Here is a 20047-nt window from a genome sequence, read left to right as displayed (position 1 = left end):
CCAACCGGTGCCGGAAATTTCCCGTCGTCTTTGCTTTTTTGATGGGGCCTGCAGCCATTACAATGACAGCAGGCTCAGATTAACCCATTGCCAGTGACAGATACCCGGATTCAGGAACAGGAATCTCATTCAGCCCCTTATCCAGACTCAGCAGCTCCTCTCTAACCACACGACCAAGGCAGTCCACGACCCGGGCTTCTACCATTCCTGCCACTGTACTTTTCACAACCAGGGACTCTTCCATTGCCCCGTTCACCAGAATGATCTCGCGCTCCCCTGTGGAGAAAATATCCACTACCATACGGGCATGAACGCTAATGATCTTTTGACTGCCCAGCTGGCTTTCAATAACCGGGTACTGCATTTCAGGATAAACAGCCCTTAACTTGCCCTTGAGCAGAAGCGCCCGGTTTGCCCGCCAGAAACCCAGCCAGTGCCGGATCATCTGCCGATGCGTTTCTGACAGTTCTTTTATGTCCGGTGAGATCTGGGGAACAGAAAACAGGGTATTGATAAAGTGCAGGCTGGCACTTTCTGCAGAGTCCCCGGGGGACCAGATAAACATATCGGAATGAACCGCAGTGTTTCCGGAAAAGAGCCGGAGATCCATGATACTCATGCGGTTCATGATGGAGTCGTTGGGACAGTCGTGAACTCGAAACATGTTGCCGTACTTGCGGATCATCGGACCGATGTAACGCTGGCGAAACTCGATCATAATGCTCGGCCTGATGGCGGTCAGCGCCTTGCGGACCCCCATCATCAAGGCATCAACCGCTTCCGGCAGAGATTCTGTATCACGGTCCTGATCAGGTTCAAGAGCCCGCCCCTGGGCAGAGGCCATATTGAACTCATCGATAAAGTCCAGCTTCAGGCCATCCAGCCCATAGTCTTCAACAACACGGCAGTAGGTGTTAATCAGATACTCACGCACTTTTGGGTATCTGGGATCAAGTGTTCCCGTCTGGTTCTGCTCACTGTAGAACAACAGGTTATCTTTGAATTCATTCCAGATTTTGCAACCCTGCCCGATAAAAGGCACGCTGAGCCAGAGCATGTATTTCATGCCCATTGCCTGTACCCTGGCGACGTGGCCTTCCATATCCGGAAAACGGCTCAGGGCAACCTGCCAGTCACCACAAAAGCGGTAGCCGCGGTTATTGTCTTCTGTCTGCCAACCATCATCGAGAATGATCGTCCCACAGCCCATTTCCGATGAAAGACGACATTGATCTTCGATTTCCTGTTGATCCAGATTCTGATGGAAGCTGTACCAGGTTGAGTACACAGGCTCCAGGGCCGAATCAGGAACCGGCATCTGGTCATTGCCCAGCACCTCTTCATACCAGTGGGCCATGCTTTCAATCGCTTCATAATAGGGTATGCAGCGGATATCCAGACGCAATGTTCCCTCATAGCAGGTACGAGGTGCCGACGGTTCGCTGAATAACCGCATGCGGATGCGACCGACACGGTCTTCTTCATAGGCTCCGGCATGAACTTTTACACTTTCTCTGGCATCTGAAAATGCAAAGCCCAGTCGGTTTTCACCCGTCTGGCTATAGAAGCACCCCACCGGCGCAACCTGGCTGATCTGGCTGTCATAGTGTGGCCACCATTCCGGAATGCCTTTGTTGCGTATGGACTTTGGATGCCCATGAATACAGGGAGTCCAGCAGGAGTGGATATTGATAAAAGGAAAATGGACATCAACGATAGTTTCAGGGAAAACCACCGATTCTTCAGAAGCAATGTGAAAATCAATAAAAAGAATATTCCCTTCCCTGCGCTCAGAATGACTCATGCTCAATGAGCCTGAGCTCTGGGGCATGAACCAATTCACCGACAGTTGTTCAATATGAAACAGTGCTTCCACGAAATAGCCTCAGATCGGATCCTGTTCCCCCCAGAGGCTTGCATACAAACCTTGCTGGCCGGGGAACCTGGATTAACTTCGGTGTCGTATGTATCCGGAGCAACAGCTCGGGAACGAACACCACCCAGCGAACACCTGTTCCTTATGATAGCGAGAACACGTGTTCGCCTCATCCGATATTCAGGCTGAAAGTAAACAAACTGTAACACCCCATGACACAGATCAACCTTTTCAAGCTAAACATCATCCCCCTGACAGCTGCACGTCAGTGGCAGAATATATAAAGAGAGAGAAGGCTGGATTCATTCACCGTGATGTGCTGATATAATGCCGCAGCCTCTCACTGTTTCATTCGCTTCAGCCATTGGGTAACGGCAGTTTAAAAATGCTTACCCGGCTTTACTGATTCCTGTCCATGAATAAGCCTAAAACCGTCAACAGTACCCAGATAGCCAGATTAGCAGGCGTTTCCAGAAGCACCGTCTCAAAAGTCATCAATGACTACCCCGAAATCCCGGAAGAGACAAAAAAGAAGGTACACGCGGTTATTAAAAAGTACCGTTATACCCCCAACACTTCTGCCCAGGTCCTGAAGGGCAAGGCCCAGAGTGTTGTCGCCCTCTATGTATATGCTTCTGCCGTTGACAGCAAAACAGACTCTCTCTGTCGGCTCGGCTCTCATTATGTAATGAGCGTTATCTCCAACTTCATCATGGCAGCTAACCAGCACGGCCACAGAATGATGATAGAGCTTCTCAAGCACGGGGAAGATGAACAGGAAGTACTACACCGGATTCAGCGGCATTTTGAGTCGAAAAGCATTGCTGCCGCGGCCTTTCTGGGGCTGCCAACCACCGCCGGATTCATCGACCGGCTGGTTGCTGACAACCTGGCAGTTGCGGTCATCGACCGTCCCGTTGACACTTCCAGACAAGCGGTCAATATCTATACAGATGACTGCCAGGGAATGTATGAGGCAACCCGCCACCTTATTAATGAAGGCTATCGTCGTATAGCATTTATCAGTGGTGACAGGAATAAACATTCTGCCAGCATGAGAGCTGAAGGCTATCGCCAGGCCATGGAAAAAGGCAATCTCAGTACAAACGTCATTTCAGGAGAGTACTCTGAAAAAGCCGGTGTCCATGCTGCGGATGTAATGCTGGCAATGAAGCCCCGCCCGGAAGCTGTCGTCTGCGCCTCAGATACCATTGCCTATGGCTTGATCCAGAGACTTCACAGGATCGACCAGGACTATCTGGGCAGGCTGGGCCTTATTGGTTTTGATGACACCTCTTTCAACGACTTCCAGCATCCCCCCTTGTCTTCGATGAAAGTGGATTTTGTCGGTATGGCTCACCGCACAATATCTGCATTACTGAAACCGGAAGCCCATGACACAACACCCATTCCGGTTGAGCTGGTGATAAGAGAGTCGAGCCGCTTAAAAGAAAGATAATCAGGTGCATAGCTGAATACAATTTTTACTGATTTATATTCCGATATGACAGAGCATAATGTTACTCTCTACACAGCCTTGCGGATATCAGGCTCTGTCTGTTGTGGCTTTTTGCGGCTTAGCTTCCAGATCATATAAAGGTTAACTACAAGAAAAGAGCCCTCTGAAAGACTTCCCCCCAGAGAACCAACCAGCAAATTATTGGTCACCCAGCAGACGGTATTGAAAGTCAGCATCAACCTGAGGGTAATCCCCTGCTCCTTGAACATGCCATAAGTGGCAACACTGGCACCGACAATGGTAATGATTTCAAATGGCTGCCGTATATTAGGAACCCCAAGCCCCCACATGAGCGCAATGAAAAACCACATCACCCAGGCTGATCGTGTTCTGGTCGACAGATAACTCCTTGCACAGCTCACTGCAGACGCAATGGCTGCAGTCATTGCTCCGAGCATAAAAAAATGAACCGTCATAATGCAGGTATACAGGGCAATCTGTAGCCGGAGGTTCTGATCTTTAGTGTGCAGTAAAGCGGTGAGCCCCGTAAAAAATCCAACAAGCCCTATCACCTGGGCAATATCCAGTTCCATCATCTTGTTTCTTCAGCTTGTCTTGAGCTGACTCTTACTCATAATTGGCAGAAAAACAGAGGCCTTACGAGCCCTCGCCCTGAATTACAGGGTTACACCCTGTTTGAAAATAGATAGATCCCGATAGCCATTCTTCTCATGACAAACGTTCAGCCCATTGGCAACGCCTGTAACCCGGTCAATCAACCCTGCAAGCAACTCTTCTTCATTATCCTCTTCCAGCAAGCGGCCGGCATTAAAGTCAATCCAGCCCGGCTTGCGGTTGGCCAGTTCTGAATTTGAGGCTATTTTCAGGGTGGGGACGAAACCACCATAGGGCGTTCCACGGCCTGTGGTGAACAGAACAAGGTGACAGCCGGAAGCGGCCAGGACACTGGTCGCCACAGCATCATTGCCCGGTGCCTCCAACAGATTCAACCCCGGTACCCGTAACCGTTCTCCGTACTTCAGTACATCCCTTACCGGCGACAAGCCCGCTTTCTGGGTACACCCCATGGACTTATCCTCCAAAGTCGATATGCCTCCGTCCTTATTACCAGGAGACGGGTTCTCATAGACCACCTGACCGTGTTCCTCAAAATAGTCTTTGAACCCGTTCACCATTGCCACCGCTTTGTGAAAAACAGCCGGGGTGCTACAGCGATTAAACAACAGTGTTTCTGCACCAAACATTTCAGGCACTTCTGTCAACACAGAGCTGCCACCATAATGGATCAGATAATCAGAAAAATGCCCCAGCAAAAGATTGGCGGTAATGCCCGAAAGCCCATCGGAGCCACCACACTCCAGCCCGACTTTCAATCGACCGATGGAAGCAGCCTCTCTCCGGTCCTCTCTCATAGCTAGGTAGATCTCAGTCAGCTGTTGCACACCGGACGCCACTTCATCCTCTACCTCCTGGGCAATCAGAAACCGGGTTCGCTGCCGGTTGAATGCTCCCAAACCATTCTGGAAAGACGACACTTGATTATTCTCACAACCGAGACCGATCACCAGAACACCACCGGCATTGGGGTGGCAAACCATATTCTGAAGAATGGCTCTGGTCGCCTGGTGATCCTCTCCCATCTGGGAGCAACCATAAGGATGAGTCAGCGCATAGACGCCATCAATATCATCAGGGACCACCTCCTCAATAAACTTTTGTACGATGCGTTGTGCAATGGCATTAACACAGCCAACAGTGGGAATCACCCACAGTTCATTACGGATCCCGATCTCGCCGTCAGCGCGATGATAAACCTCTATTTCCCGGTTGGGTTGCGAGACGGTGTACGAAGGGAAGTCCGGCGTATAGTTATAGGATTCGGAACCCGAAAGCGCAGTGCACATATTATGGGTATGCACCCAGCCGCCCTGCTCCACATCCTCAGAGGCATAGCCTATGGGCATGCCATATTTAATGACCAGCTCCCCAGCCTTGATATCGTAGAGAGCAAACTTGTGCCCCTGCCGGACCGGTTCCTTTAACCAGAAACGGTCATCTTCAAAGGAAACCTTCGTTCCTGTAACCAGATGTCTCAGAGCAACTCCAACATTATCCTCTTTATGGATAACCAGGCTTTTTCTCATAAATAACGACACAACATCTATGGGTGTATGGGTACTGGCTCAAAAATGACCAACCACTGACTGATAGCTGTTCATTGTTTAAATACCATCAAGGGGTTCTATAAATAACAGCTATTCATACGTCAGCCCATACCCAAAGGGAAAAAGGGTATCAGCCTCAATATACCCTGGGGCATCCGTATCCTGATTCAGAATGGCCTGGGCACTGTTTGCCAGCGACACCGGTAGCTTACCCTCAGGCTTGAAACGCCCGGATACAATATCCATTAAAGCCTCATCTGTAACACCATAGGTTGCCAGAATTCCCCCCGCTTCTTTCATTCCGCTGTCATCGTCCAGAACAAACGGGTATCGGAAATAAATAGAAAGCACTGTCTTTTGAGCGCCCACTTCTTCCATCACCGCCTGGATATCAGATAGAGAAGGTGAAATCTTCCAGGAATTTTTTCCCACCATATCCGACAAAGCCAAAAAGTCCAGTTCATCAGGATTGGCACCACCATACACCAGGTCAGAGGCGGCCCCTTCATTGGTTACCCGGACACGAATCAATGCATAATCAGTACTACCAGCATTTGGTCTTTGCTCCCCTTTGTCTGCGTTATAATTTCCATCCACAACATCAAAACCCCATGGGTCACCAGCAGCTACACTAGGATCAATCCCCATGGTATAGAGTGTAACCGGAGCTTCTTCAGTTGGCACAGGAAGGGGAAGCACCTGCTGCTTGTTCTGCAACAATACAATGGATTTTCTCTGGGCAAGATCGGCCCTCTGCTGAAGCTTATCACTTCCAATTAAAGATTCAGCATAATCAGGGTCAACGTAAGGGTTTTCAAACAAGCCCAGTTCAAATTGTTCTTTGAGTAATCGCTGAACGGACAGGTTTATTCGTTCTTCTTGCAACACCCCTGAGTTCATCAAATCAAGAATGCTTTTGTTCTCATGGAAACCGGAAAGCACATCGGTACCGGCCTCAATAGCAACCACAATCTGCTCAGACATACTCTTGTCCTCCAGACCCCAAGCTCGATCACCAATGATTCCAGTATCTGAGTTAACATATCCCTCGAACCCCAACTCATCTCTCAGAAGATCAGTTACAATACCTTTGGAAAAAGCCATACCCACATCGTTTGGAATCACATCTTGGTCAACGGGAATACCGTAGTAAGCCATGATTGATGAAGCACCGGCAGCAATTGCCGCCTTGAATGGTTTAACATGATAATCAAAGTTGTTAGAAGGATACGCCTGGTTTTTCCCAAATTCATAGTGTGGGTCTGCTCCGCCTTCCTGAGGCCCCCCTCCGGGGAAATGCTTGATTGTTAACGCTACACTGTCCTTGCCTAGCTGACCTCCCTGCAAACCATTAATCAATTCATAAGCAATATCCGACATCAGGTCAGCGTCTTCAGTAAACGTCTCATGAACCCGATACCAGCGGGGCTCAGTAGCAAGGTCCATCATGTAACCATACATACTTCGAATACCCACTGCTGTCCATTCGGCCCGCATTGTTTCAGCAAACTCCCTGATTAATGCCATATCTCGGGTGGCTGCCAGACCTGCCTCTTTGGGCCAGCTTGAAAGTGAGCCCGCAGAAACATTGATACCCGCTTTGGCATCCGGGTCTACATGATTCCGGGCGTTGGATTTAAACAGTAAAGGAATACCCAGGCGAGTTTCTTCCGCCATTAACTGGACCCTATTCATAAACTCCGCAGTTTCCCTGGCGGTTAGTTCAGCGCCAGCCATGGGGCTCCCATTTCCACTATTTTCCTGAGGTTTATCAACAATTGAGTTTCGAAAAATAAAACGAGTCATTTTTTCTTTATTGATATACTGCCCGGCACTATCTGGTATATCACCACCAAATTCAGCATTTAATGTATCAATTAACATCATCCCGGATTTCTCTTCCCGGGTCATTCGCCCTAAAAGGTCAGAAGCCCGATCTTCGCTTGGAAGCCGCCAGTCCTCAAAAGGATCGAGAACTCCATTCCCATTCGAGTCCTTGAATGTGAACCCATCAACGGACAATAAAGCCTTAACCTTGGATGCAACTTCAGGCTGGATATATTCTGGCTTAGTATCATCATCACTGGCTGAATTACAACCAGACAAAGCAAGAACCAAGGAGATTGGTGCCAACTTACCCAACGACATGTTCATTCGATACCCCTATGTAAATCAAGCAATCATGGCCAAAACGTTTTTCTTTTGAGAAGTCAGTCTATTCGTTTCTATTGATCAAACATCTTCACTTATCAGAATTCATAAAGGCAGATCCTCTGCCCATAATACTTTTCCATTAAATAAAACCAAGAACCCTGGGGATAAGGAGAGAAATTTCAGGAATAAATGTCACTAATAGCAAAGCAATAAATAAGGCTGCATACAGGGGCAACATTGGTTTAATCATATCCTGAATTTTCACACCAGAAACAGAGCAACCTATAAACAATGCACTGCCTACCGGCGGTGTGACCAGACCAATGCACAAATTGAAGATCATGATGATACCAAAATGCAGAGGATCAACACCCAGCTGGGTAGCAATAGGCAGAAAAATCGGTGTAAAGATCAGAATAGCCGGAGTCATATCCATAAATATCCCGACGATCAACAGGATAACGTTAATAATTAGCATGATGACAATCGGGTTTTCTGAGATGGCCAGAAGGGCATCACTGATCATATAGGGTAGGTCAGCGTTGGTCATGGCCCAGGACATCCCCACTGAGACTGAAATCAGTAGCAGAACAATTGAGGAGGTCACTACGGATTCAAGTACCACTGACGGAAGGTCTTTGAGCCCGATTTCTTTATATATAAGTACAGAAAGAATAAAAGTGTACACGACAGCAATTGCAGATGCTTCCGTGGCAGTGAATATTCCACCAATAATCCCCCCCATAACCACAAATACCAGAACAAGGCTTGGAAGGGCATCCATAAACGCTTTCAGAGCAATACTCAGTGTGGGCCGCTCCGATACAGGGTATTTATGGCGAAGAGCAAATATACCAGCAACAGCCATCAGGCTTAGCCCCATCAATAGCCCTGGCAGATAACCAGCAAGAAACAGTGCGGCAATTGAAACCCCACCACTGCTCAGGGAATAGACGATCATGACATTACTGGGCGGAATCAACAGCCCTGTTGGACAAGAGGCGGCATTCACGGCCGCTGAGAATGCCGGGTCATATCCCGCCTTTTTCTGTTCCGGCGTCATCACTCCCCCCACAGCTGCAGCCGCAGCCACAGCAGAGCCGGAGATGGAGCCGAACATCATATTAGCCATGACATTGACATGAGCCAGGGAGCCAGGAAGCCGCCCAACCAGCACCTGGGCAAAATTGATCAGACGAACGGCTATACCACCCCGGTTCATCATAATGCCAGCCAGAATAAAGAAAGGGATAGCCAGCAAGGAAAAACTGTTAAGGCCACTTTGCATTTTCTGGGCAATCAACATGATCGCCGCATCCAATGGCAGCATTGTCAGTACGGACAGAATTGAAGCCGTGCCAATCGCAAATGAAATCGGCACGCCGGCAAAAACTAGGATAAAAAAGCTGATAAACAACGTCATGGGAGCCATCATATCCATCAGGAAGTCACCTCTTGATCAATACTGTTTGTGTTGTTGGTGCCTGATAACAGCTCCACAATAAATAACAGGCTGTAAAAAACAATAAACAGCCCGGAAACCGGTATGACGATATAAAAGTACCCGACAGGTACTCCCAGGGAGGATGCAACCTGCCCGGTGCGTAAGGTATTTATTGCCAGGGTGAAGCCTCCATAACCCATGACACCTGCTGCAAAAAAAGCAACGACCCCATGATAGAGAAGGTCTGCGGATGCCTTTGCAGCCCCCTTCAGCCCGCCACTGACCAGGTCTATTGCCAGGTGCCGCTTAAGGCCCGTGGTATAGGCAGCCCCCAGAAGACCCACATGAATCATCAGATAGCGGGACAACTCATCCGTAGTTGTACTCGGGTTATTAAGGATAAAACGGCTGAATACCTGCCAGACGACTGCAGCCACCAGAACCATCATAAACAACACCACCAGGACAGAAAGCACTCCGTCCACCGGCCGCTTAATTCTATCAACATTCATATTCAGATCCTGTAGCCAGGGGGGTGCCACCTGAATCAGGTCGCACCCAATGTTCAAATCAGCCTTTGGCTACATCCAGAATCATATCCAGAATTTCGGCCTGCTCTGGGTCTTTTCGGAAGTCGTCGTATATTGGAGCCACCGCTTCCTGGAATGCTTTTTTATCCACGGAAATAAACTTCGCACCTAGCTTTTCAGCTTCAGCTCTGGCCTTCTCTACAGATTGGTTCCATAAATCATGCTGATAACCTTCAGAGCGTCTGGCCGCCTCTGTCAGCCAGCTGCGCTCCTTCTCATTCAATTTGCTCCAGGTACGAGTGGAAATCACAAGGAAGTCTGGAATAGAAGCATGCTGGTCCTCTGAGAAATACTTTGAAGTTTCTACATGACGGGTATCCACATAGGAGGGCTCATTATTCTCTGCCGCATCCACAACACCTTGCTGCAATGCAGTATACGTCTCCCCAAACGGGATTGGAGTGGGGGCACCTCCCAACAACCTCACCATTTCCAGAACCGTAGGACTGGCCTGAACACGCACCTTCATACCTTTAAGATCCGCTGGCGTGTGAATAGGCTTGCTGGCATAAAAGCTGCGATAACCTGCTTCATAGGCGGCAATGGAAATAAAGCCCTTATCTTTCGTCATGGCCATGATTTTTTTTCCCACATCACCATGAACGACATCATTAAAGTGCTGTTCATCTGCAAATAAATAAGGCAAATTAAAGACGCCATAAGCCTTTTCAAAAGCTTCCAGATCACTCCCACTCCCTTTGGCCATATCCAGAGCCCCGTTCTGAAGCATCTGCAGGGTGTCCGGACCATCCCCCATCTGGCTTGCCGGGTAAATTCGCAGCCGCAATTCCCCCCCTGACAGTTCTTTGAGTTGCTCCCCCATATAAACGAACGCTTTATGGACAGAGTGGTGCTGATTCAGGTTATGAGCCAGTCGAAGCGTAGTTGCAGCCATTGCACTGGAAACCGCAACGCTGCTGACAAGCAATGCAGCAGCAGTTTGTTTCAGGCCTGACTTTAAAAAGAAGGATAATTTGCTCATACACGACAACCCCTTTATCGAACGTTTGGGTTTATTAGTTTTGAGTTTCTTCGGCTGTACCATACCCCCCATGTCATACCAATTTATTGCCTTAAATCAAAATTACGACTCATTTGGTTCATCCAATACGAAAACCAGTGGTCATAGGTCTTTTAATTAAATCAGCACAACCCTACTTCCCAGAAAGCTGTGGAGTGCCATTCTTCCACCACCCCAATCCATGAAACTCACATAAGGCAACGCCTGCAAGACTTAGGACCAATTATCACTCGCTTTCAATCCAGGCCCGAACAACTGACTCAAGTCAAAAACCTACTCAACTAATTTTGACATTGGTACAACCAATTATGCACCATACACTCCAGCAATGAGCAGACTGATCTCTGGATAGACCTATCGGTCATCGTACGGGCCAGGCAGATGAGTGTCTTACGTATTGATGACCTGGGGCAATGATGTCGGCGAACGTTTGAAGCGAGTAACAGGTGCTATGACAACTATCAGCAAAGATTACATAAACGACACAATACTCCCCAACACCTACAATGCACAGGAGCTAACTACAGGCATCGTACATATCGGCCTGGGTGCTTTTCATCGTGCTCATCAGGCGCTTTACACCCATGAGACCATTGCCAGAACCGGTGAATATCACTGGGGCATCTGTGCTGCCAACATTCTGGGAGGCCAGGAATTGGTTCACGCACTGCAAAGCCAGGAAAATGCCTACACCGTGACTGAGATGAAGCCGGATGGCAGTCGTGATGTAAAGCTGTGCACCGCTATATACCAGTCCCTCGCGGCAGAAAACGATCGCCGCCCACTACTGGACATCATGGCCAGCGAGTCCACCCGCATTGTTTCCCTGACCATTACCGAAAAAGGGTACTGCCTGAACCCGGCCACTGGCGAGCTGATGACAGACAACCCTTTGATCTCCCATGACCTGAAAACTCCTGAGCACCCAAAATCAGCACTTGGGCTTATTGTCACTGCCCTGGCCAGACGTAAAAAAGCCAACCTTGCCCCCTTCACTGTGATGAGCTGCGACAATGTTCCTGATAATGGCAAGCGTGCGCGCAACGCTGTTATCCAGATGGCTGACGCAGTTGATCCAGGGCTGGCCCAGTGGATTGATGAACAGGTTACTTTTCCCTGCACCATGGTGGATCGCATCGTACCCGCCATGACAGACAAGAGCTTTGCCGATGTGACCGCTCACCTGGGTGTTCATGACAAAGGCGCTATCGTTACCGAGTCATTCCGCCAATGGGTGATTGAGGATAACTTCACCATGGGCCGGCCCGGCTGGGACTGCATGGACGGCGTTACTTTTGTAAAAGATGTCCAGCCTTACGAAGAGATGAAGCTGCGCATGCTCAATGGCAGCCACTCCATTCTCGCTTATCTCGGATATCTGGCAGGCTACGAAACCATTGATGCCTGTATGCAGGACGAGAATTATCGCAGCATCACCCGCTATTTTATGAACCAGGAAGCAGCAGCCACTCTGGAAATGCCAGAAGAAACTGACCTTGCAGGCTACGCCGAGCTGCTGATCGAGCGCTTCTCTAACCCGGGGCTTAAGCACCGCACCTGGCAGATTGCCATGGACGGTTCCCAGAAAATTCCCCAGCGCTGGCTGAATACCGTCCGAACCCTGATGGCGGACGACAAACCTTTCCCGGTGATCACCCTGGGTATTGCCGGATGGATTCGATATGTCGGCGCACTGGACGAACAACATCAGCCCATTGATGTACGTGACCCACTGGCAGAAGAGTTGAAAGCCCTGGCAGACCGGCACAGAGACCAGCCCGATGACATGGTGAAAGCTTTCCTTTCTCTTGAGCCGGTTTTTGGGTCCGATCTGGCGACCAGTCAGGTTCTGATTCAAAAGGTCACAGAAACCTATCGGTCGCTGCTGAAAAAAGGCGCCAGAACGGTCATGGCAGAACTGGCCAGACAGCTTTGAAATAGCACTGAACACAGACAAATAAATGTTTCCGGGGCCATCCGCGCTCCGGATCAACGGGAGATTTTCTTTATGGAGCAGACATGGCGCTGGTACGGCCCAAAGGACCCGGTCACCATTCGTGACATCTTACAGACCGGTGCAACCGGAATCGTGACCGCTCTACACCATATCCCCAACGGGGAAGTATGGAGCATTGAAGAGATTGAGAAGCGCAAGCGTGAAATCCAATGGGATGAAGAAAAAGGCCAGGCTACCGGGCTGCGCTGGTCCGTGGTGGAAAGCGTTCCCGTATCAGAAGACATTAAAACCCATACCGGGGACTTTAAAAGACACCTGGACAACTACCGACAAACCTTGCTGAACCTTGGCAAGTGCGGAATTGAGGTGATTTGTTACAACTTCATGCCAGTACTGGACTGGACCAGAACCGATCTGGCCTATGAAGTGAAAGACGGAAGCCTGGTACTGCGCTTCGACAAGTATGAGTTTGCCGCCTTTGAACTGTTTGTCCTCAAACGGCCTGGAGCTGAACAGGACTACTCAACAGAAGAGCAGGAAAAGGCCCGGACCCGCTTTGAAGTCATGACAGAGGCCGATATTAAGCGGTTAACCGCCAACCTGATCGCAGGCCTTCCCGGCGCTGAAGAAGGCTATACCCTGGCCCAGCTGCAAGAAGCCCTGGATCGATATAAGGAGATTGACGCCGAGCAACTGAGGGAACATTTGTATTCCTTCCTCCGTAACGTAGTGCCTGCCGCAGAAAAGGCTGGTGTAAGGCTGTGCATCCATCCGGACGATCCCCCCTGGGCAATCCTTGGCCTGCCAAGGGTTGCCAGCACCGAAGAAGACTTTGTCCGTATCACCCGGGCGGTAGACAATATTCACAATGGCATCACGTTCTGCACCGGCTCCCTGAGCCCAAGAGCCGATAACGACCTGCCGGGTATGGTTGAACGACTGGGAGAGCGTATCCATTTTGTTCACCTTCGCAGTGTCCAGCGAGAGGATGACGGCAGCTTTTATGAAGCCAACCATCTTGAGGGAATGGCCAACCTGTATCAGGTTACCCGGGCTTTGATGGTTGAACAGCAGCGTCGAAAGACAGAAGGTCGTAAAGACATCACCATCCCCATGCGCCCGGATCATGGCCATCAGATGCTGGATGACCTGGATAAAGTCACTAATCCTGGATATTCCTGTATTGGCCGGATGCGTGGGCTGGCTGAAATTCGTGGGTTAATGGCAGCCATTGAACATAATTTACGGTAAACGAGCTGTTTATAATCAGGCTGACATAGAGGCGGCTTTCCAAGGTATCGACACATTGACGTCAATTGGCTTTACCAATGGTTATGACAGTTTCGACTCACAGCGAGTAACTCGTGATAGACTTTACCACTTATTGAGTATGAATATTAACCGGGGAATCTCTTGATGTTGGGCATGGCTGAACCCAAAAGGCTGTATCAGAAAATTGGTCGGAATATTCGGCAACAGATTGTCGATGGCGAATACCCGGTGGGAAGCCGCCTTCCGGCAGAGAGGGATATTGCTGAACAGCTGGCGGTGAGCCGTACCATTGTCCGTGAAGCATTGATCATGCTGGAACTGGAGGGGCTGATTGAAGTCCGCAAAGGTTCTGGCATCCATGTCATTGCCAACGAGCAGGCAATCGCCGCCAATGAGCAGATAACCGACAATGATGTAGGCCCTTTTGAGCTGCTCCAGGCTCGCCAGCTTCTGGAAAGCCATATTGCCGCGTTTGCGGCCACTCAGGTTAACAAAACCAACCTTCAGAAAATGAAAGCCGCCCTGGAGCTGGAGCAACAGGAGTTAAGTCAGGGAGAAGAGTCGAAGGGGGATGAACAGTTTCATATTGCTGTTGCCGAAGCGACCCAGAACAGTGTGTTCGTTCTGCTGGTCGAACAGCTCTGGGAAATTCGGCGAAACAGCGCTATGTGGAAGCGACTGCACCAATGGATAGAAAAGATCGACTATCTGGAAAACTGGATTGATGATCACCAGAAAATCATCAATGCCCTGGCCAGCAAAAATCCGGAAGCTGCCCGTCAGGCGATGTGGCAACACCTGGAAAATGTTAAGACAACGTTGTTAAGACTTTCAGATAAAACAGAGGACTCTTTCGATCGGTATTTATTCAATAGCAGCCCTGCCGTTTAAATTAAATCAAAAAATGAAGAGAATCGTTAAAATCGTCAAATCATAAATTAAGGGCAGCTCTTTATTAAAAGGGGAGCGGCCCAATGAAAACCATAAAAATGCCGCTCATAAAGTGATGGCATTGTCATCGTTAAGCAAGAGCTTGAAGAACCATGAAAAATTCGTTGCTCCATCCGGACAGGCTGTTTTCAGTTCAGCCTGAAGTGCGCTCCATTGCCCGTGAAATTTATCAGGGCATTAAAGACCTGCCCATTATCAGCCCTCACGGCCATACTGACCCGAACTGGTATGCGGATAACCGCCGGTTTGATAACCCTGCCTCATTTATGGTGATTCCTGATCATTATGTTTTCAGAATGCTCTACAGCCAGGGGGTTAAACTGGAATCCCTGGGCATCCCCACAAAAAACAACGCTTCAAAGAACCGCTCTTCAAAAAACAGCAATGACATCGAACAGGACCCGCGAAAAATCTGGAAACGATTTGCCGAACACTTCCATCTTTTCCGGGGAACCCCCAGCCGCCTGTGGATGAATCATGCCCTGTTTGAAGTGCTTGGAGTTGAAGAACCTCTGAACGGAGAGTCGGCGAACCGGATTTACGACCACATCGAAGCCAGGCTGGCATCAGAAGATTTCTTACCCCGCAACCTGTTCAAACAATTTAATATTGAAGTGCTTTCTACCACAGAATTCGCCGTTGATACGCTGGAGCCTCACCGGAAAATTCAGTCTGAATGGGATGGCAGAGTCGTCACCACCTTCCGCCCTGATGACATTACCAACCCGGAACACGCCCTGTTTCATCAGCATATGTCCGTTCTTGCAGAACAGACCGGTGAAGACGTCCACAGCTGGAAAGGTTACCTGGCCGCCATACGCAAGCGCCGCGCTTTCTTCAAAGCCATGGGCGCCACTGCCACAGACCATGGTTTTCCAACCGCGTTCACCACAGTTCTGCCTGAAGAACAGTGCCAGCAATTATTGACCAGAGCGCTGGAAAACACCCTGACCGCCAGTGAAGCAGAGTTATTTCGGGGTCATATGCTGGTTGAGAATGCCCGAATGAGCCAGGAGGATGGCCTGGTCATGCAGATTCATGTGGGTTGCCACAGGGATCACAATCAGTGGATTTATCGTCACTTTGGTATGGATAAAGGCTGCGATATCCCGACTCCGGTGAATTTTGTGGAAGGCTTTAAGCCCCTGTTGAATGAAGTGGGCAATGACCCGAATGTCACCCTGATTGCCTTCTCCATGGACGAAACCACCTATACCCGGGAAATAGCCCCTCTGGCCGGGCATTACCCTGCCCTTAAAGTGGGGCCCGCCTGGTGGTTCCACGACAGTCCTGAAGGAATGATGCGCTACCGCAGGCAAATCACGGAAACCGCCGGTTTTTATAACACTGTGGGCTTTAACGACGATACACGAGCGTTTTTGTCTATCCCGGCACGTCATGATGTCGCCCGCCGGGTGGATTCTAACTTCCTGGCCCATCAGGTGGGTGAGCATATCCTCACCCTGGAAGAAGCCCATGAAGTAGCGAGGGACCTGACTTACTCTCTGCCCAAACAGGCCTATCGACTTTGAAAGCACAGCCAAAGGGCTCCCCATCCAGGGAGCCTGGCATTCCACAATAAAGGCCCAAACGGATTGATCATGACCCCAATTAAAATTGCCTGTATCGGCGAATGCATGGTTGAGTTCAGCCTGCACGAAAATGAGACCTACCGGCGATGTTTTGCCGGGGATACCCTGAATACCGCCATTTATCTCCAGCGATCGCTTCGAGAACAACCTGCTCAAGTCAGCTATATCACAGCCCTTGGCAGTGATCCCATCAGCCAGGATATGCTGGGCTTTATATCCCATGAAAAAATTGACTGTTCCCTGATTGGCACCGTTGCGGAAAAACAACCCGGGCTTTATACCATTAACCTGGATTCAAACGGTGAACGCTCCTTCAGCTATTGGCGCAATGATTCTGCGGCCCGAAAGCTGCTGCAGGGAGGGCTGACGCTGAAACAACAGCAACAGCTGATAGAAGAATTTGACTTGATTTATTTCTCCGGGATCAGCCTGGCCATTCTGGATCCTGTGAGCCGACAGACAATGCTGGAACTGCTTTCAGCCGCAAAAAACAGGGGCTCCCGGATTGCTTTTGACAGCAACTACCGCCCTGCCCTCTGGGAATCGACAGGCACGGCCCAAACAACCATGAATGCTGCCCTTGAGATAGCAGACATCGCCCTGATGACTTACGACGATGAGCAAATGCTTTATGGGGATACCTGTAGCGAAACTACTCTACGTCGTCTCAAACAAACAGGGATTACTGAGATCCTGGTCAAGAATGGAGCGGATGGCTGCCTGGTGGACACTCCGGATTTTCAGGGAAGAGTGAAGTCGGAAACCGTAGAACAGGTTGTTGATACTACCTCCGCCGGGGACTCCTTCAATGCCGGGTATTTAGCCTCAAGACTGGCAGGAAATACTCCAGAGCAGGCAGCGGCCTTTGCCCACCTTCTGGCCAGTAAAGTGATCCAGCACAAAGGCGCCATCATGCCACTGGAGCTCTGCCCTCCTCTCTAACGAATCGGATAAGGAATTATAAAATGAAAGCCATCGATGTTTTGCAACAGGCCTGGCCGGTTATGCCGGTTATGGTGATTGAACAGATTGAGCAGGCACTCCCTTTGGCGGAAGCTCTGAACAAGGGGGGCATTCGTGTTTTTGAAATCACCTTGCGCAGCCAGTGTGCCCTGGAGGCCATCACCCTGATCAAGCAAGAGATGCCTGACTCCCTGGTGGGTGCCGGCACGGTTCTGAACCCGGAACAGTTCCAACAGGCGGTGGATGCAGGCTCGGACTTTATTCTGACACCTGGCCTGACCGAAAGTCTTTTGCAGAAAGCCAGTGAAGGAACGCCCCCCATCATTCCTGGTGTCGCCTCTGCAGGGGATATTATGCTGGCACAATCCTTCGGCATCGACAGCATGAAGCTATTTCCAGCCACAGTCCTGGGGGGAGAAACCCTGTTAAAAGCCCTGTCAGGTCCCTTCCCGGAAGTGACTTTCTGCCCTACCGGAGGCATCAACCCAGACAACTACCGCGATTTTCTGGCCCTGAACAATGTCGCCTGTGTCGGAGGCTCCTGGCTTGCACCGGCCAGCCTGGTTCGCGACCAGCAGTGGCAGCAAATTACGGAGCTGGCTTGCAAGGCCACGAAAAAGCAGTAAAGTCGTGTGACTCACCCAATACACGTCAATAGACACTTATAATGAAAAACACTCAATGCATCATTTTCGACTGTGACGGCACCCTGGTGGACAGTGAAATACTGTGCAACCAGGGACTGGTGAATATTTTCAGGAAGTACGGTGCCCATTTAAGCATTGAGCAATGCCTGCAGGATTACAAGGGTGGGAAAATACACGATATCCTGGGGGCCATTAAGCAGCGTTTTTCCATTGATGAGGACAGCGCCAGACTGGAATCTGTCTACCGAACTGAACTGGACCGGCTGTTCCGTGAGAGCCTGACCGCCATTGAGGGTGTCCAGTGGGTGCTGGGTGGGTTGAAACCAGCCATCTGTGTCGCCTCAAACGGTCCGGTCAGTAAAATGGAAACCTCCCTGGGACTGACCGGGCTGCGACCCAATTTTGAAAAGCGGTTGTACAGTGCATTTGATGCAAACAGCTGGAAACCGGATCCTGGTCTGCTTCATTATGCGGCCACAAAAATGGAGGTAGCTATCTCAGACTGCATTCTGGTGGAAGATTCAGTACCCGGTGTGCAGGCTGGAATCAACGCCGGCATCCCAGTGTTTCATTATTGTGCTGATGAGCACTCCCCGCCAGTGCTTCACCCTCTGGTGACCCGGTTTACTCATATGAATGAACTCAGGAATATTTTTGAGCAGCTTGGTTTCTACCACAGGCAGTAGTTGTTAATAGGCCGCTTCCAGCTGCATTACCCCGGCATGTTCTGACAATTTGACATACCTCAGATAACTCATGCCCAACAGCACAATATCAGGGTATTCACCTTCGATGACACTGGCCTCGACATTATTGATTTTGATGCCGCCAATGGAGACAGAAGAGAGCATCACCTGATATCCATTAATGGTTTCACTGGCGGTGTCTACGAGAACCTTTCTGCCACGCTTGTAGTCAATGCCAAGGCGTACGGCATCCTGGGAGTTAATGGCCACCACATTGGCCCCGGTGTCCATCAAGACCTGTATGGGCCGGTTATTGATGACACCTTGGGTAATGTATTGCCCCTGATTGTTACGGTTAATCCGCACCACCTTGGTTTCCGGTTCCTGAATCCCGTTGCCCATATCCCGGCTGAGCTGGAAAACCCTCCTGTTGCCATCCACCTCCAGTACCGCCTGATTGCTGTCCGCCTTAATTAACCGGACACCATCAACCTTCTCATTTACGGAGAGTATATGACGCTGGCCGTTAATCATCACCAGGGCTTTGTGGGAAAAAAGGCCAACCACTTGAACCGAACTGGCAAAGCTGCTTATTGAATAGAAAAGAGCCAGAAAAATAAAGATTGTGAGTCGCATATTCATCATTGTTATTGACAATTTAAAAAATCATATTAACAGCTGCTCTGCCTGGCTGTCTTCTACAGGAAAGACACATCGCAACTTGTCTATAACAAAAAGGATGTCTATATCTATTATCCACAGTCAATGTAGTCATTTCGTCAGCACTTCCATCAGTGCTCAAGCTAGCCCTTTATAATGAGCACATACCATGAAAATTGCTCCCCAGCACTTTGTCATTTTGGCAGTTCTATTCACCACTACGGCTTCATCTTTTGAAAGTTGCGGCAGAGGTGAAGATTATGCCCGCGGGTTTAATAAGCAAATTTTATGGTGCACGGATTTAGCAGATGCTCAGGAGGTAGCCAGACCTGACCACAAGCCGCTTATGCTGCTTATCCACACTTCATTGTGTGGTGTCTGCAAGCAACTAAGGGATGAATTTGCCGATAGCCCTGAGTTAAAAAAGCTCAGTGAAGAGTTTGTAATGGTCAATCTGATGGACCCCCTGTGTCAGGATAGATGTCGCCTCTTTTGACTCATGACTCTCTTCAATGGAGAGATGATTAAAAGAGGCAGTTATGGCTCGCTACTCCAAAGAAATGAAAGAGGCCGTCATCCAGAAGATGAT

The 20047-nt window shown here is 49.6% G+C and carries 17 protein-coding genes; 9 read left to right on the top strand and 8 right to left on the bottom strand.

From position 1 onward, the window contains the following. Positions 1-79 precede the first annotated feature (79 nt). Entirely contained in the window at positions 80-1876 is a 1797-nt protein-coding gene (locus ACNRUY_RS08935) for a glycoside hydrolase family 36 protein (protein WP_488111311.1), read from the bottom strand. Positions 1877-2291: 415 nt separating this feature from the next. Between ACNRUY_RS08935 and ACNRUY_RS08930 the strand changes: the two genes are divergently transcribed. Next, entirely contained in the window at positions 2292-3335 is a 1044-nt protein-coding gene (locus ACNRUY_RS08930; protein ID WP_488111310.1) for a LacI family DNA-binding transcriptional regulator, read from the top strand. Between the two features lie 68 nt (positions 3336-3403). Here the strand turns inward: ACNRUY_RS08930 and ACNRUY_RS08925 are convergent, their stop codons facing one another. The 6 genes from ACNRUY_RS08925 to ACNRUY_RS08900 all read right to left on the bottom strand — a co-directional run bounded on the left by ACNRUY_RS08925 (position 3404) and on the right by ACNRUY_RS08900 (position 10691). Then, the gene (locus tag ACNRUY_RS08925) at positions 3404-3931 is read right to left on the bottom strand and encodes a YgjV family protein (RefSeq protein ID WP_488111309.1); all 528 of its coding nucleotides are present in this window, start codon (positions 3929-3931) and stop codon (positions 3404-3406) included. An 81-nt stretch (positions 3932-4012) separates the two neighbouring features. After that, a complete protein-coding gene (locus ACNRUY_RS08920; protein ID WP_488111308.1) occupies positions 4013-5500 on the bottom strand; it encodes a UxaA family hydrolase in 1488 nt (495 codons plus the stop codon). A gap of 111 nt (positions 5501-5611) precedes the next feature. Then, positions 5612-7408, bottom strand: coding sequence for a glycoside hydrolase family 3 protein (locus ACNRUY_RS08915; protein WP_488111307.1), 1797 nt, complete (start codon positions 7406-7408; stop codon positions 5612-5614). 406 nt (positions 7409-7814) lie between these two features. Continuing rightward, entirely contained in the window at positions 7815-9116 is a 1302-nt protein-coding gene (locus ACNRUY_RS08910; protein WP_488111306.1) for a TRAP transporter large permease, read from the bottom strand. After that, the gene (locus ACNRUY_RS08905) at positions 9116-9631 is read right to left on the bottom strand and encodes a TRAP transporter small permease (protein WP_488111305.1); all 516 of its coding nucleotides are present in this window, start codon (positions 9629-9631) and stop codon (positions 9116-9118) included. The genes ACNRUY_RS08910 and ACNRUY_RS08905 overlap by 1 nt, the downstream gene beginning before the upstream one ends. 58 nt (positions 9632-9689) lie before the next feature. Beyond that, complete coding sequence (locus ACNRUY_RS08900; protein ID WP_488111304.1) at positions 9690-10691, bottom strand: TRAP transporter substrate-binding protein; 1002 nt, start codon at positions 10689-10691, stop codon at positions 9690-9692. Positions 10692-11115: 424 nt separating this feature from the next. Between ACNRUY_RS08900 and ACNRUY_RS08895 the strand changes: the two genes are divergently transcribed. The 7 genes from ACNRUY_RS08895 (at position 11116) to yieH (ending at position 18798) form a co-directional block, all read left to right on the top strand. Further along, on the top strand, positions 11116-12666 hold the full coding sequence (locus ACNRUY_RS08895) for a mannitol dehydrogenase family protein (protein ID WP_488111303.1): 1551 nt from the start codon (positions 11116-11118) through the stop codon (positions 12664-12666). 72 nt (positions 12667-12738) lie between these two features. After that, positions 12739-13938: a mannonate dehydratase gene (gene uxuA / locus ACNRUY_RS08890; protein WP_488111302.1), complete on the top strand. Its 1200-nt coding sequence runs from the start codon at positions 12739-12741 to the stop codon at positions 13936-13938. Between the two features lie 174 nt (positions 13939-14112). Next, positions 14113-14850, top strand: coding sequence for an FCD domain-containing protein (locus tag ACNRUY_RS08885; RefSeq protein ID WP_488111301.1), 738 nt, complete (start codon positions 14113-14115; stop codon positions 14848-14850). A gap of 152 nt (positions 14851-15002) precedes the next feature. After that, positions 15003-16442, top strand: coding sequence for a glucuronate isomerase (uxaC, locus tag ACNRUY_RS08880; RefSeq protein WP_488111300.1), 1440 nt, complete (start codon positions 15003-15005; stop codon positions 16440-16442). Between the two features lie 69 nt (positions 16443-16511). After that, complete coding sequence (locus ACNRUY_RS08875; protein WP_488111299.1) at positions 16512-17444, top strand: sugar kinase; 933 nt, start codon at positions 16512-16514, stop codon at positions 17442-17444. 23 nt (positions 17445-17467) lie between these two features. Further along, on the top strand, positions 17468-18091 hold the full coding sequence (locus ACNRUY_RS08870) for a bifunctional 4-hydroxy-2-oxoglutarate aldolase/2-dehydro-3-deoxy-phosphogluconate aldolase (RefSeq protein ID WP_488111298.1): 624 nt from the start codon (positions 17468-17470) through the stop codon (positions 18089-18091). A gap of 41 nt (positions 18092-18132) precedes the next feature. Next, positions 18133-18798 (top strand): 6-phosphogluconate phosphatase, encoded by a 666-nt coding sequence (gene yieH / locus ACNRUY_RS08865; RefSeq protein WP_488111297.1) that lies wholly within the window; start codon positions 18133-18135, stop codon positions 18796-18798. A gap of 3 nt (positions 18799-18801) precedes the next feature. Here yieH and ACNRUY_RS08860 read toward each other — a convergent pair whose 3' ends face one another. Next, positions 18802-19434 carry a retropepsin-like aspartic protease family protein gene (locus tag ACNRUY_RS08860; protein WP_488111296.1) on the bottom strand — a complete coding sequence of 211 codons (633 nt, stop codon included), beginning with the start codon at positions 19432-19434 and terminating at the stop codon, positions 18802-18804. Positions 19435-19627: 193 nt separating this feature from the next. Between ACNRUY_RS08860 and ACNRUY_RS08855 the strand changes: the two genes are divergently transcribed. Beyond that, positions 19628-19954 carry a thioredoxin family protein gene (locus ACNRUY_RS08855; RefSeq protein WP_488111295.1) on the top strand — a complete coding sequence of 109 codons (327 nt, stop codon included), beginning with the start codon at positions 19628-19630 and terminating at the stop codon, positions 19952-19954. The last annotated feature ends 93 nt before the right edge of the window (positions 19955-20047 follow it).

Source organism: Endozoicomonas sp. Z74, from assembly GCF_057680865.1.
This window is presented reverse-complemented; position numbering and strand designations above follow the sequence as displayed.